The organism is Neorhizobium sp. DAR64860/K0K1 (assembly GCF_050500205.1).
GTDB lineage: Bacteria > Pseudomonadota > Alphaproteobacteria > Rhizobiales > Rhizobiaceae > Neorhizobium > Neorhizobium soli.
Map to the genome: position 1 here is coordinate 614,748 of NZ_CP191459.1, position 14,115 is coordinate 628,862.

At 61.2% G+C, this 14,115-nt stretch carries 9 protein-coding genes; 4 read left to right on the top strand and 5 right to left on the bottom strand.

Annotation, left to right across the window (positions count from 1 at the left end; genetic code table 11):
- Positions 1-38: 38 nt before the first annotated feature.
- Positions 39-1,040, bottom strand: a complete 1,002-nt coding sequence (locus ACQY1J_RS07500) for a bile acid:sodium symporter family protein (protein WP_062582327.1) — start codon at positions 1,038-1,040, stop codon at positions 39-41.
- Positions 1,041-1,137: 97 nt separating this feature from the next.
- On the opposite strand from ACQY1J_RS07500, the gene ACQY1J_RS07505 reads away from it, so the two are divergent.
- A complete protein-coding gene (locus tag ACQY1J_RS07505; protein WP_062460971.1) occupies positions 1,138-1,995 on the top strand; it encodes a LysR family transcriptional regulator in 858 nt (285 codons plus the stop codon).
- 3 nt (positions 1,996-1,998) lie between these two features.
- Here ACQY1J_RS07505 and ACQY1J_RS07510 read toward each other — a convergent pair whose 3' ends face one another.
- Positions 1,999-3,051 carry a threonine aldolase family protein gene (locus tag ACQY1J_RS07510; RefSeq protein WP_430251094.1) on the bottom strand — a complete coding sequence of 351 codons (1,053 nt, stop codon included), beginning with the start codon at positions 3,049-3,051 and terminating at the stop codon, positions 1,999-2,001.
- Between the two features lie 476 nt (positions 3,052-3,527).
- On the opposite strand from ACQY1J_RS07510, the gene gltB reads away from it, so the two are divergent.
- From gltB to ACQY1J_RS07525, 3 genes are all read left to right on the top strand, one after another.
- A complete protein-coding gene (gltB, locus tag ACQY1J_RS07515) occupies positions 3,528-8,264 on the top strand; it encodes a glutamate synthase large subunit (RefSeq protein ID WP_430251095.1) in 4,737 nt (1,578 codons plus the stop codon).
- A 176-nt stretch (positions 8,265-8,440) separates the two neighbouring features.
- Positions 8,441-9,895 carry a glutamate synthase subunit beta gene (locus ACQY1J_RS07520; RefSeq protein ID WP_062582335.1) on the top strand — a complete coding sequence of 485 codons (1,455 nt, stop codon included), beginning with the start codon at positions 8,441-8,443 and terminating at the stop codon, positions 9,893-9,895.
- An 84-nt stretch (positions 9,896-9,979) separates the two neighbouring features.
- The gene (locus tag ACQY1J_RS07525; RefSeq protein ID WP_249407466.1) at positions 9,980-10,438 is read left to right on the top strand and encodes a hypothetical protein; all 459 of its coding nucleotides are present in this window, start codon (positions 9,980-9,982) and stop codon (positions 10,436-10,438) included.
- A gap of 21 nt (positions 10,439-10,459) precedes the next feature.
- Here the strand turns inward: ACQY1J_RS07525 and ACQY1J_RS07530 are convergent, their stop codons facing one another.
- From ACQY1J_RS07530 to ACQY1J_RS07540, 3 genes are all read right to left on the bottom strand, one after another.
- Positions 10,460-11,380, bottom strand: a complete 921-nt coding sequence (locus ACQY1J_RS07530) for an alpha/beta fold hydrolase (protein ID WP_430251096.1) — start codon at positions 11,378-11,380, stop codon at positions 10,460-10,462.
- Between the two features lie 118 nt (positions 11,381-11,498).
- On the bottom strand, positions 11,499-12,719 hold the full coding sequence (locus tag ACQY1J_RS07535) for an SGNH/GDSL hydrolase family protein (protein ID WP_430251884.1): 1,221 nt from the start codon (positions 12,717-12,719) through the stop codon (positions 11,499-11,501).
- Between the two features lie 55 nt (positions 12,720-12,774).
- Entirely contained in the window at positions 12,775-13,995 is a 1,221-nt protein-coding gene (locus tag ACQY1J_RS07540; protein WP_082472037.1) for a lytic murein transglycosylase, read from the bottom strand.
- Positions 13,996-14,115 lie beyond the last annotated feature (120 nt).

Here is a 14,115-nt window from a genome sequence, read left to right on the forward strand (position 1 = left end):
GGCCCTGATTGGCACACCTTAAGGTCTGCACGCCGGTTTCAGGCTGCGGCGACCTTGGCGAGGGCTTCTTCCTTGGCCCTGGCGCGATCGGCGTATTTCTGGGCGATCGCGGCGCAGGCCATCAGCTGGATCTGATGGAACAGCATGATCGGCAGTACGATGGCGCCGATCGAGGCCGACTGGCCGGAGAAGATGGCGTTGGCCATCGGTACGCCGCTTGCCAGCGATTTTTTCGAGCCGCAGAAGGTGATGGTGATCTCGTCTTCTTTCTTGAAGCCGAGCAGTCTGCTGCCGAACATAGTGATGCAGATGACGACGGTCAGAAGCAGCATGTCGATGACGACGACTGCCGCGATGTCGCTCACCGAAAATCGGCTCCAGATTCCTTCGATGACCGCTTCCGAGAAGGCGAGGTAGACGACCATCAGGATCGAGCCGCGGTCGACGGGCGAGAGGATCTTCTTCTTGGAGCGGATCCAGTTGCCGATCCACGGCTGCAGGATCTGGCCGGCGATGAACGGTGCCAGAAGCTGAAGACCGATCTTCTGGATGGCATCGGTCGAAACGCCGGCGTCGCCGGTCGTCGACAGAAGCAGGCCGACCAGAAGCGGGGTCAGGAACATGCCGAGAATGTTGGAACCGGATGCCGCAACGATTGCCGCCGGCACGTTGCCGCCCGCCATCGAGGTAAAGGCGATCGACGACTGCACGGTGGACGGCAGCACGCAGAGGAAGAGGATGCCCATGTAAAGCGGTGCCGGCAGGATGTCTTCTGGAACGAACCCGATCATGAGCCCAAGGATCGGGAAGATCGCGAACGTCGTCAAAAGAATCGTCAGATGCAGGCGCCAGTGCAGGACGCCTGCGACCACCACATCCCGCGACAGGCGAGCGCCATGCAGAAAGAAAAGCAGGCCGATGGCGATGTCGGTCGCCACCCCGAACCATTCCGCCCATACACCCTGGATCGGCAGGAAGGAGGCGAGGATGACGGTGCAGACGAGCATGACGGTGAAGCGATCCGGCAGGTAGCGGCGCATGGAAAATCCTTCGACGATTTCATTGTTTGTCGAGGCTGTCTTCGCTTATCATGAATTTGAATGCAAACACTAACAGCTATCGTGAAGTCGGATAACCATGCTCAACCTGCATCACCTGAACAGTTTTCTCGTGCTGGAGCAGACGGGAAGTTTTACCGATACGGCAGCGCGGCTGGGGCTCGGACAATCGACCGTTACCCAGCATATCCAGCGGTTGGAAAAGTCGCTCGGGCGTCAGCTCGTTTCGCGGGATACGCACCACGTGCGGCTGACGACGGAAGGGGAGGCGCTGCTGGGCTATGCGCGCGGAATGCTGGATCTGAACAGCAAGGTGTCGTCGCTGTTCGGCGAAAGCCGGCTGCGTGGCAGATTGCGGCTCGGCGTTTCCGAGGATGTGGTTGCGAGCCGGCTGACGGGCATTCTCGAAGATTTTATTCGTCTGCATCCACTGGTCGATCTGGAGCTGACCGTGGCGCTGTCGGCCGTGCTCAACCAGATGCAGGACGCGGGCGATCTCGATCTGGTTCTCGCCAAACGGCATGTGGGGGAAACCCATGGGCGTCTGCTCTACCGCGAGCCGCTTGTGTGGCTGGCGCGGGATCCGGAGCGCATGATCGACCGGACCGATGCTCTGCCGCTGATCGCCTTCCCGTCGCCCTCGATCACGCGGCGGGTGGCGCAGGAGGCGCTGGATGGAGCCGGTATGTCCTGGCGGATCGTCTGCACCTGCGGCAGTCTCAGCGGTCTGACGGCTGCGGCGCGGGCGGGAATGGGCGTGCTCGTGCAGCCGCGCAGCATGGCGCCCGAAGGCCTCAAGGAGATCACCGGGGACCGTTTGCCAACGCTGCAGGATGTCGAGTTCGTGCTGATTTCCAGGCGCGGCGCAGATGCCGCGCTGGTCGAGGCCCTGTCCAGCCTGATTACGGCGCAGATTGCGCCGCAAAAGCAGGGCTGACGATCAGGCGGAAGCGCAGATCGACAGGAACTGGTCGACGTCCTCTTCCGTGGTCGCAAACGATGTGACCATGCGGATGAGCACTTCGTCTGCCTTGACCTTTTCCGGAATGTCGCGGGGTGCCGGCCAGTTGTAGAAGCGTGCGCCCTGTTCTTCGGCGGCCTTGGCTGAGGCTTTCGGCAGGACCGCGAACACTTCGTTCGATGTCGTCGGCCAGGCAAGCCTTGCGCTGTTGAGCGCGCCGAAGCCAGTGCGCAGGCGATCGGCCATGGTGTTGGCATGGCCGGCGAGACCCATCCACAGGTCGTCCTTCAGATAGGCGTCGAACTGGGCTGCGATAAAGCGCGATTTCGAAAACAGCTGTGCGCTGCGCTTGCGCAGGAATGCGAAATCCTTGGCGAGATCAGGATTGAAGAACACGATCGCTTCCGCGCACCAGCAGCCGTTCTTGGTGCCGCCGAAGGACAGCACGTCGACGCCGCGCTTCCATGTCATCTCGGCGGGCGAGCAATCGAGCGCCACGAGTGCGTTGGCGAAGCGGGCGCCGTCCATATGCAGCGGCAGACCGTTGTCCTTGGCGATCTTTGCGATCGCGTCGATTTCATCGAGCGTATAGATCGTGCCGACTTCTGTTGCCTGCGTCATGGTGATGGCGGCGGCGCGGCCGTGGTGAATGGCGTCCTGCGGGTAGCGTGAAATACGCTCCACGAGGTTTTCCGGCAGCATTTTGCCGGCCGGGCCCTCGACCGCGACCATGCGCATGCCCGAGAAGAAGTCGGGTGCTCCGCATTCGTCCTCGATCACATGGGCTTCTGAATGGCAGAAGGTGAGGCCGCCGGCGCGGGCGACGCTCGCAAGCGCTAGCGAATTGGCTGCCGTGCCGGTCGCGACGAAGAAGACGGCGACTTCGCGCTCGAACATCTCGTTGAAGCGCGCCTCGATCGAGCGGTCGAGCTCGCTATTGCCGTAGGCCGCGGCAAAGCGGGTGGATTCCTTCGACAAGCGTTCATTGATTGCGGGATGGGCGCCAGCCCAGTTGTCCGAGGCGAAGAACATGACGGTACCTTGCAAGCGATGTGGGATAAGATGCGGGGCTTTGAGCGAGGCGGACCATAAGCCTTTTGGACCGTTGATCAATCCGGAAACGTGCCGAAGGGCGGTGTCTGCTCGTGCAGCGTAATCAAAGCCGAGTTTTTCCATTCGCGACGCAAGATTATTTCAACCTTGCATCGCAAGCAGCAATCAAGTGTCGTTTAGCTTTAACTTTTTCGTGGCCCGGGGATTGAAGATAGGCGGCACATATGTCATAGAATTTGCGAATTAGGACAGAAATGTTGTCCTAATTTTTGAACTGAAGGCGGTTTTTCGTGTCTGAGCGGTGACCGTCGACGTGTTCAAGGGTATGCTTCGTGCTCTCAAGGGCTTGCTGCTCCAGCAGTCTGCCACCTGAAAGGACGAGGCATTTCTTCGGGTGAAATGAAGAATACGCCGTTTGCAAGCTCGATCGTGAGTGGCCAACAGGAGGAATAGCAATGACGAAGAATGTTCCTGAAGTGCACTGTCTGCCCGCCACCGCGACCGCGGCGGAAGCTGGCTCGGGCGTCGAACAGCGTCTGCCATTCATTGCCTCCGGTATTCCGGCAGCACAAGGTCTTTACAACCCGCGCAACGAGCACGATGCCTGCGGCGTCGGCTTCATCGCCCATATGAAGGGCCAGAAGTCGCACCAGATCATCAAGGATGGCCTGTTCATTCTGGAAAACCTCACCCATCGCGGCGCCGTCGGCGCTGATCCGCTGATGGGCGATGGTGCCGGCATTCTGCTGCAGATCCCCGACAAGTTCTTCCGCGAGGAAATGGCAAAGCAGGGCATCACCCTGCCCAAGGCTGGCGAGTATGCGGTGGGTCACTTCTTCCTGCCGCGCGACCCGGATCAGATCGAGCACTTCAAGAAGGTCATCGTCGATGTGACGGCCGAAGAGGGCCAGCAGTTCATCGGCTTCCGCGAAGTGCCCGTCGACAACTCCTCGCTGTCCAAGGCGCCGGATATTGCCGGTACCGAGCCCTATCACCTCCAGGTGTTCATTGGCGCCGGCCGCGATGCCGCGACCAATCAGGATTTCGAGCGCAAGCTCTTCCTCATTCGCAAGGTCATCTCCAACCGTATCTACGATCAGTTCGGCGGTCAGGAAACCGGCTTCTATCCGGTATCGCTGTCATCGACGACGATCGTCTACAAGGGCATGTTCCTCGCCTATCAGGTCGGCGCCTATTACAAGGATCTGGCCGACCCGCGGTTTGAAAGTGCTGTCGCCCTCGTGCACCAGCGGTTCTCGACCAACACGTTTCCGTCCTGGAAGCTCGCGCATCCATACCGCATGGTTGCCCATAACGGCGAAATCAACACGCTGCGCTCCAATGTCAACTGGATGGCGGCGCGTCAGGCGTCGGTGTCATCGCCGCTGTTCGGCGACGACATTTCCAAGCTCTGGCCGATCTCCTACGAGGGCCAGTCGGATACGGCCTGCTTCGACAACGCGCTCGAATTCCTGCTGCGCGGCGGCTATTCGCTGGCGCATGCGATGATGATGCTGATCCCCGAAGCCTGGGCCGGCAACCAGTCGATGTCGAAGGAGCGCAAGGCTTTCTACGAATACCATGCGGCTCTGATGGAGCCATGGGATGGTCCGGCTGCCGTGTGCTTTACCGATGGCCGCCAGATCGGCGCGACGCTCGACCGCAACGGTCTGCGCCCGGCCCGTTATCTCGTCACCGACGACGACCGCATCATTCTGGCATCCGAAGCCGGCACGCTGCCGGTGCCGGAAGAAAGCATCATCAAGAAGTGGCGTCTGCAGCCTGGCAAGATGCTGCTGATCGACATGGAAAAGGGTCAGATCATCTCCGACGAGGAGTTGAAGACCACGCTTGCAACCCGCCACCCTTACGAAAAGTGGCTGGATCGCACGCAGCTGATCCTCGAGGACCTGAAGCCGGTCGAACCGCGCGCGCTGCGCCGCGACGTGTCGCTGCTCGATCGCCAGCAGGCGTTCGGCTACACATCCGAAGACACCAAGATCCTGATGTCGCCGATGGCGACGACCGGTCAGGAAGCCGTGGGCTCGATGGGCACCGACACGCCGATCTCGGCGATGTCGCAAAAGTCGAAGCTGCTCTACACCTATTTCAAGCAGAACTTTGCGCAGGTGACGAACCCGCCGATCGATCCGATCCGCGAAGAGCTCGTCATGAGCCTCGTCTCGTTCATCGGGCCGCGCCCGAACATTCTCGACCATGAAGGTGCTGCAAACGCCAAGCGGCTCGAAGTTCGCCAGCCGATCCTTACCAATGGCGATCTGGAAAAGATCCGCTCGATCGGTCACACGGAAGACCGCTTCGACACCAAGACGCTCGATTTCACCTACGATATCGAGCGTGGCGCCGAAGGCATGCCGGAAATGCTCGATCGCCTCTGCGAGCGTGCGGAAGCGGCGGTCAAGGGCGGCTATAACATCATCGTCCTCTCCGACCGCCAGATCGGACCGGACCGGATTGCCATCCCGGCGCTTCTGGCGACTGCTGCCGTGCATCACCACCTGATCCGCAAGGGTCTTCGCACCTCGGTCGGTCTCGTCGTCGAATCGGGCGAGCCGCGCGAGATCCACCATTTCTGCCTTCTCGCCGGTTATGGTGCAGAAGCCATCAACCCCTATCTCGCCTTCGATACGCTGACCGACATGCACATGCGCGGTGAGTTTCCGAAGGAAGTGGACAGTTCCGAAATCGTCTCGCGCTATATCAAGGCGGTCGGCAAGGGCATTCTCAAGGTCATGTCCAAGATGGGCATCTCGACCTACCAGTCCTATTGCGGCGGCCAGATCTTCGATGCCGTCGGTCTGAACACGGAGCTGGTCAACCAGTATTTCTTCGGCACAGCGACGTCGATCGAAGGTATCGGTCTCGATCATATCGCCGAGGAAACCGTCACCCGCCACCGCGCAGCCTTCGGCAAGGATCCGGTTCTGGCCTCCTCGCTCGATATCGGCGGCGAATATGCCTACCGCATGCGTGGCGAAAGCCATGCCTGGACGCCGGATGTGGTCGCCACCCTGCAGCACGCCGTGCGCGGCAACAGCCAGGATCGCTACCGCGAGTTTGCCGAAATGGTGAACGAGAGCGCGGTGCGGATGAACACCATTCGCGGCCTGTTCAAGATCAAGTCGGCGGAAAGGTCCGGCCGCAAGCCGGTGTCGCTCGACGAAGTCGAACCGGCAGTCGATATCGTCAAGCGGTTCTCGACCGGCGCCATGTCGTTCGGCTCGATTTCGCGTGAGGCGCATACGACGCTGGCAATCGCCATGAACCGCATCGGCGGCAAGTCGAACACCGGCGAAGGCGGCGAGGAAAGCGATCGCTATCTGCCGCTGGCCGACGGTTCCATGAACCCCGAACGCTCGGCGATCAAGCAGATCGCATCCGGCCGTTTCGGCGTAACGACCGAGTATCTGGTCAATGCCGATATGCTGCAGATCAAGGTGGCGCAGGGCGCAAAGCCCGGCGAGGGCGGTCAGCTGCCCGGCCACAAGGTGGATGCGACCGTTGCCAAGACCCGTCACTCGACGCCGGGTGTCGGCCTCATCTCGCCGCCGCCGCATCACGACATCTATTCGATCGAAGATCTGGCGCAGCTGATCTACGACCTGAAGAACGTCAACCCGACCTCCGACATCTCCGTCAAGCTGGTCTCTGAAGTGGGCGTCGGCACGGTTGCGGCAGGCGTTGCCAAGGCACGCGCCGACCATATCACGGTCGCAGGCTTTGACGGCGGCACGGGTGCTTCGCCACTGACATCGCTGAAGCATGCGGGTTCGCCTTGGGAAATCGGCCTTGCCGAGACCCAGCAGACGCTGGTGCTGAACGGTTTGCGGTCGCGCATCGCGCTGCAGGTCGATGGTGGCCTGAAGACCGGCCGCGACGTCATCATCGGCGCGCTGCTTGGAGCCGACGAGTTCGGCTTTGCGACGGCACCTGTCATTGCCGCCGGCTGCATCATGATGCGCAAGTGCCATCTCAACACCTGCCCCGTCGGTGTCGCCACGCAGGATCCGGTTCTGCGCAAGCGCTTCAAGGGCACGCCGGAACACGTGATCAACTACTTCTTCTTCGTGGCCGAAGAAGTGCGCGAGATCCTCGCATCGCTTGGCTTTACCAAGTTCGACGAGATCATCGGCCTTTCCGAGCTGCTCGAGAAGGACGACATGCTGGCGCATTGGAAGTCGCAGGGCCTCGATTTCACCAAGCTGTTCCACAAGGTGCCGGCTCCAAAGTCTGCGACCTACTGGACCGAGCGGCAGAAGCATCCGATCGACGACATCCTCGACCGCAAGCTGATCGAGAAGTCGCAGGCAGCCCTTGATAGCAAGGAGCCCGTCGTCTTCGAAGTGCCGATCAAGAACGTCGACCGGTCCGTCGGAGCGATGCTCTCTGGCGCGCTGGTCAAGCGCTGGGGCCAGAAGGGCCTGAAGGACGACACGATCCATGTGTCGCTGCGCGGCACGGCCGGACAGTCGTTCGCGGCGTTCCTCGCACGCGGCATCACGTTCGACCTGATCGGTGACGGCAACGACTATGTCGGCAAGGGCTTGTCGGGCGGACGTATCATCGTGCGGCCGCCGGAAAACTCCAACATCGTCGCCGAGAACTCGATCATCGTCGGAAACACCGTGCTTTACGGCGCAACCACCGGCGAGTGCTATTTCCGCGGCGTTGCCGGCGAGCGTTTCTCGGTGCGCAACTCGGGCGCCATCGCGGTGGTCGAGGGCGTGGGCGACCATGGCTGCGAATACATGACCGGCGGCATCGTCGTCGTGCTTGGCGAAACCGGCCGCAACTTCGCAGCCGGCATGTCGGGTGGCGTGGCTTACGTGCTGGACGAGACGGGCGATTTCGCCAAGCGCTGCAACATGGCGATGGTGGAACTGGAGCCGGTTCCGGAAGAAGACGACATGCTGGAAAAGCTCCACCATCACGGCGGCGACATCATGCACAAGGGACGTGTGGACGTTTCCGAAGACATGACGCGTCACGACGAGGAACGGCTCTACCAGCTGATCTCCAACCACATGCACTACACGGGCTCCACCCGCGCCAAGGACATTCTCGACCGCTGGAGCGAGTTCCGTCCAAAGTTCCGCAAGGTCATGCCGGTCGAATATCGCCGCGCGCTGGTGGAAATGGAACGGATGCGGATGGGCGTGGCTGCGGAGTAAACCGCAGCTGCCCCTCACCCCGCCTCCGCTTCGCTCGGCGCACCCTCTCCCCGTAAACGGGGCGAGGGGACATCGAGACGGTGCGGCGCCACCCTTCGCCCCGTTTACGGGGAGAAGGTGCCGGCAGGCGGATGAGGGGCATTTCGACAAGAACAACGAGATTGAGGGAAGTAGACATGGGCAAGGTCACTGGATTCATGGAAATCGACCGGCAGGTTGGCAAGTACCAGCCGGCGTCCGATCGTATCCGCCATTTCCGCGAATTCACCATTCCGATGTCGGATGCGGAAGTGACGAAACAGGCGGCGCGCTGCATGGACTGTGGCATTCCCTATTGCCACGGTCCGACCGGCTGCCCGGTTCATAACCAGATTCCCGATTGGAACGACCTCGTCTACAACAACAAGTGGGAGGAGGCGATCCGCAACCTTCATTCCACCAACAACTTCCCGGAATTCACCGGTCGCGTTTGTCCCGCGCCGTGCGAGGAAGCCTGCACGCTCAATCTCGAAGATGCGCCGGTCGCGATCAAGACCGTCGAGCAGGCGATTGCCGACAAGGCCTATGAGCTCGGGTATATCGTGCCGCAGCCGGCGACCGTGAAGAGTGGCCGCAAGGTTGCCGTGATCGGTTCGGGTCCTGCCGGCATGGCGGCGGCCCAGCAGCTTTCGCGTGCCGGTCACGATGTGCATCTGTTCGAGCGTGAGTCCAAGGCCGGCGGCCTGCTGCGTTACGGCATTCCTGACTTCAAGATGGAGAAGAATTTCATCGACCGCCGCGTCGAGCAGATGACCGGCGAAGGCGTGACCTTCCACTACGGCGTCAATATCGGCGTCGACAAGAAGGTCGAGGAACTGACCGCGGAATTCGATGCCGTGCTCTATTGCGGCGGTTCCGAAACCCCGCGTCCGGCCGGCATTCCCGGCACGGAACTGCACGGCGTCTATGATGCGATGCCGTATCTCGTGCAGCAGAACCGCCGTATCGGCCGCGAGAATATCGATAGCGTCGCCTGGGCCGCCGAGCCGATCCTTGCCGGTGGCAAGCATATCGTCGTCGTCGGCGGTGGCGATACGGCGTCCGACTGCGTCGGTACCGCGTTCCGCCAGGGCGCCGTCAAGGTGACCCAGCTCGACATCCGCCCGCAGCCGCCGGAAAAGGAAGACAAGCTTGCCGTCTGGCCATTCTGGGCCACCAAGATGCGCACCTCGTCCAGCCAGGCCGAAGGCGCGATCCGCGAGTTTCAGGTAGCAACGCTCGAATTCGTCGGAGAAGACGGCCAGCTGACCGGCGTTCGCTGCTGCGAAGTGGATGATCGCCGCCAACCGATCGCGGGCACCGACTTCATCATCAAGGCCGATCTCGCCTTCATCGCCATCGGCTTCTCCGGTCCGGCAACCGACAGCGTTCTGTCCGAACTCGACGGCAAGCTGGCGCTCAATGTCGATCGTCGCGGCTCGACCAACGTCATCGCCAACGAGCGCGACTACAAGACCTCGGTCGACAAGCTGTGGACCGCCGGCGACGTTCGCCGCGGCCAGTCGTTGGTGGTGTGGGCGATCCGCGAAGGCCGTCAGGCAGCAAGAGCCATCGACGAAGCGCTGATGGGATCGAGCGTCCTGCCGCGCTAACTGATATGTCAAAATGAACGGCCTCTCTCCGTTTCGCGGGGAGGGGCCGTTTTTGTTTCGGCAGAATCAGGTCATGCTTGCCGAATGTACATCCTGAAAAGCGGCATCAAGAAAGACCCCGTGCGTCGTTGGATGCTGCCCGACCGAATTTTCTTCGGGCATGGAGCATGCCATATTCTGGCCGGTACCTATCTGCTTCACCCGCCCGTCGCGGGTTTTTATGCGGAACGGATTGTTCCGGCGGATGGATTTCCTGGCGCGCATGTCTATGTGACGGATGGCACTGTCGCTTTCGACTACCATGGCTACAGCTTGCGAGCACGCCTGCTCGCCCATCACAAAAAGGGATGGTCCCGTCATCGCGCTGGCTGGACTTGCGAAATGGTAGCGGTCAATTTCGATCTGCTCGATACGCTGGAACTGAACCTCCGCAAAATGCTGGGGCCGGATCAGTATCTTCACGATCCAATCCCAAGGGCGCAGACGTTCATCAGAACGATCGACCATAACGACTGCTACGCGGACACTTGCGTTCCACGATAAGCGTCTGGTCTAACGATCGCATCACTCGCTGCTGGAGAGAAACGCGTCGATCATCTTGACGGTGGCATCCGGCTGTTCTTCCATCAGCCAGTGGCCGGCATCGGCGATTACGCCTTCGCTGACCTGCGTGGCTGCGGTGCGCATGACTGCCGCCATGCCCGGCCCGAAGGACTTTTCACCGCCAACGGCCAGAATGGGCATTTCCAATTTTGCGCCCGTGGCTGCCCAGGCGCGGTTGTCGATCGCATCCTGGTCGAAGGCCGCGAACTGGGCGAAGCCTGAGTGCATGGCGCCGGGCAAGGCATAGAGGGCGGCATAGTGTTTGCGGGATGCTTCGTCGAACCGCTTTGGATCGGCGGAAAATTCGTTCCAGAACCGGTCCAGATAGATCCGCTCGCGCCCGGCGACGAGACGCTCCATGTCCGGCCCCCCGAAGCGGAAATGCCAGAGAAGCGGGTTTTTCAGGATCTCGTCCCATGGGCCGATACCGGGAACGGGCGCATCGAGCAGCGCGAAGCGGGTCACGCGGGCGGGTTGCTGCGTCGCGAGGGCAAAGCCCACCATGTTGCCGATATCGTGCGTGACCAGCGAGAAACGATCAATGTGCAGTCCGTTCAGAATGGTGGCCAGGTCGCGGGCCTGGCTTGCCTTGTCGAAGCCGCCTTCGGGGTGTGATGACAGACCCATGCCGCGAAGATCGGGAACGATGACCAGATGATCCATCTCGAGCTTTGCAGCCAGCGGCGCCCACATGTCGCCGGTTTCGCCGTAGCCATGTAGCAGAACGACGGCAGGTCCCTTGCCACCAATCCGAAGATGGATGTCTACGTTGCCGACATGGACAGTTTGGGTCCTGAAGGTGGATGGAAACGGCGGAACCTCTGCAAGGACCGGCGTCGCAAGCAGAATCGTGGATACGATAACGCGAAAAAGCAGGTTCATGCGGGCACTCCGATAAAAGAGATCAGCTAGGCCATGCACGTCTGAACTGGGAATTTATGACTATGTAGCACGTTTTTTCACGAAGCTACAGGCGAGAGCTCGCGCTCGTGTCAAAGACCTACTGGGTCGTGAGCCGGTAGTCGTCGATCCGACCGGCCGGGGCGGGCTCGAGTTCGCCGCGTTTGACCAGTTTGTCGCGCGGCGTTTCCGTTAGACGGGCCGGTGGCGCATTGCCGCCCAGAAGCTCCTGGCCGCCGTCCAGCTCCGGGTCAACCAGGCTGATCGGCCGTACGGGCACTTCGGGGTTGGCAGGAGATTCGAGTGTCTGGAGCGGCGGGAGAGTGCTGCTGTCGAATTTTGCGAGATCGGGGCTTGCCATGTCACCCAGATGCCGGCGCAGGACCTTGTCGACATAGAAGGCGAGCTTTTCCTTGCCGGGCTTGGTGAGCGTGATGCCGTCGGAATTGCGCAGGCGTACCTGCTGTCCGTTGACGTCCGAGCCAGTCAGGACGAACCTTCCGTCCTCGTCGACGAAGCCGTCCCAGATGTCGACGAATTCGCCGCCGACCTTCTCCACCTGTCCCCGATAAAGCGTGTTGAGCGTGACCGCGTCCGCCATCATCGATGGCGACTGGAACGCCGGCAGGCCGACCCAAAGCAGCGTCAGCTTGCGCTGCGCGATCATGCCTGCAAGCTCCGCGACACGGGTTTCATATTGTTTGAACCACGCATCCGTGCGGAATTTCTCGCGGCCGCTGGCTGTGTCCATTTGCTGGCGGTCGTTGGCACCCAGCATGACGACCACGATCGCGGGTTTGGCCTCGTCGAGAATAGCCGGCAGTTGGCCAAGCCAGTCGTAATGGTCGTCGCGCACCAGGCCGGAGGATCCGTCGCTGCGGCTGATGATCGAAACCCCCGGGGAGGTCGCAAACGTCGTTTCCAGCTCACCCCCGATATTGCCGGCGAGAAAATCGCCGATAACGAGTATTTTCTTGGCGGTTTCCAGTTTGGCGACGGGTTCGGCCTGGGGCTGAGAGGGTATCGGCGCCGTCCTCGTGCGGGGAGCCGCAGCCTGCGGAGTGGCACGGCTTCTCTGCCGGCGTGGCGCCATCTCGATGATCGATCCATCCTGCCGGTCATATCGCCGGGTCGGACGTTCGTAGCGTTCATATCGCTCTGTGCGGGGCGCACCGAACAGCATGTTGAACAGGTTGCGCCGATCGCCGCCGTCCTGGGCAAACGAAACGGTTGATGGCAGCGACAGCACGAGGCTGGTCGCTACTATGAATACCGTCCGGACCAGGCGTCGGTTTGGCCTGTTGTGGCGCAAGAGCTTCATCGTTTTCATGCCTTTTGGCCGCACCGTTCACGATGCGGCGCATCGCATGCTAGCCTCAACGGATCGCCTTGAGAAGAGAATGCGACGGCTCGCCATCCGGCTGCATGCCAAGGCGCTTCTGAATGGCGGAGATCGCGGCCTTCGAGCCGGAGCCGAAATTGCCGTCCACTTCGCCTTCGTAATAGCCGAGTTCCTTCATGCGGCTCTGCAGCTCGAACTTCTCCTTGATGTCGAGCGTGCCGTTGGGGCGCGGCCAGGACTGCTGTACACCGCCGAAACCTGCGATCTCGTCGGCGAGAAGACCGACCGCGAGCGCGTAGCTGTCGGCTGCGTTGTAGCGCTTGATGGTGAAGAAGTTGGAGAGCATCAGGTAGGCTGGACCGTTCGCGCCGGCCATCAGCTTCAATGTCGCGCGGTCTGCTCCGCGCGGAAAACCCTTGCCGTTCGGACGCTGGAAGCCCAGCGCTGCCCACTGTGCCAGGGTCTTGCTCTGGCCTTCGTATTTTGCGGCGCCGGCGGGAAGCACGGATTCGTAGCCCCAGGTCTTGCCGGCAGTCCAGCCGTTCTTGGCCAGAAGGTTGGCGGAGGTCGCTAGCGCATCGGGAACCGAATGCCAGATGTCGCGCTTGCCGTTGCCATCAGCGTCGACCGCATAGAGCAGGTAGCTCGTCGGGATGAACTGGGTATGGCCCATCGCGCCTGCCCAGGAACCGGTCAGCTGCTTGGGGGATACGTCGCCTGCCTGCAGGATCTTCAAGGCGGCGATCAGCTGGTTGCGCGCGAACTTGCCGCGCTTCGGATCGCCCCACCCGAGCGTCGCCAGTGCCTGCGGCACGTGGTGCAGACGTTCGGGATTTTCCAGAGCTGCGCCATAGTTGGATTCCATCGACCAAATGGCGAGGAGAATGTTTCTGTCGACACCGAAATGCCGCTCCACGGCGTTCAGCGTCGCGCCATGGCGGGCAGCCATTTCGCGGCCGATCTTGACCGTGTAGGGATTGACGCGGCTGTCGAGATAATCCCAGATTTTCGACTTGAATTCCGGCTGGTACTCGGCCTTGCGCAGGACTTCCTGATCGGGACCGCTGATGCCTGCAAAGGCGCGATCATAGGTCGAGCGACTGATTCCGCTTTTGGCAGCAGTCGAATAGAAATTTGCAACCCACGTCTTGAAACCGGCATCGGCGCGGGCATCTATCGCGCAGGTCGATATGGCAAGGCCGGCGACAAGCGAGAAGATCGTTGCGCGGAAGCGATTGGGGCTGATTTTTTTCATCGGCAGTCGGTCCATTTTTATTCTGGCCATCATGGCGAGATCGGGATGCGGCTCAACGATGTGATAACAGGATAGGGTCAACAAATTCTTTACCATGAAACGCGCGGCCGGGGCAGATCT

Excerpts from the sequence above, each read along its gene's own strand:
- ACQY1J_RS07500 (WP_062582327.1), bottom strand. The coding sequence starts at position 1,040 with ATGCGCCGCTACCTGCCGGATCGCTTCACCGTCATGCTCGTCTGCACC.
- gltB (WP_430251095.1), top strand. The coding sequence starts at position 3,528 with ATGACGAAGAATGTTCCTGAAGTGCACTGTCTGCCCGCCACCGCGACC.
- ACQY1J_RS07505 (WP_062460971.1), top strand. The coding sequence starts at position 1,138 with ATGCTCAACCTGCATCACCTGAACAGTTTTCTCGTGCTGGAGCAGACG.
- ACQY1J_RS07530 (WP_430251096.1), bottom strand. The coding sequence starts at position 11,380 with ATGAACCTGCTTTTTCGCGTTATCGTATCCACGATTCTGCTTGCGACG.
- ACQY1J_RS07520 (WP_062582335.1), top strand. The coding sequence starts at position 8,441 with ATGGGCAAGGTCACTGGATTCATGGAAATCGACCGGCAGGTTGGCAAG.
- ACQY1J_RS07525 (WP_249407466.1), top strand. The coding sequence starts at position 9,980 with ATGTACATCCTGAAAAGCGGCATCAAGAAAGACCCCGTGCGTCGTTGG.
- ACQY1J_RS07535 (WP_430251884.1), bottom strand. The coding sequence starts at position 12,719 with ATGAAGCTCTTGCGCCACAACAGGCCAAACCGACGCCTGGTCCGGACG.
- ACQY1J_RS07510 (WP_430251094.1), bottom strand. The coding sequence starts at position 3,051 with ATGTTCTTCGCCTCGGACAACTGGGCTGGCGCCCATCCCGCAATCAAT.
- ACQY1J_RS07540 (WP_082472037.1), bottom strand. The coding sequence starts at position 13,995 with ATGAAAAAAATCAGCCCCAATCGCTTCCGCGCAACGATCTTCTCGCTT.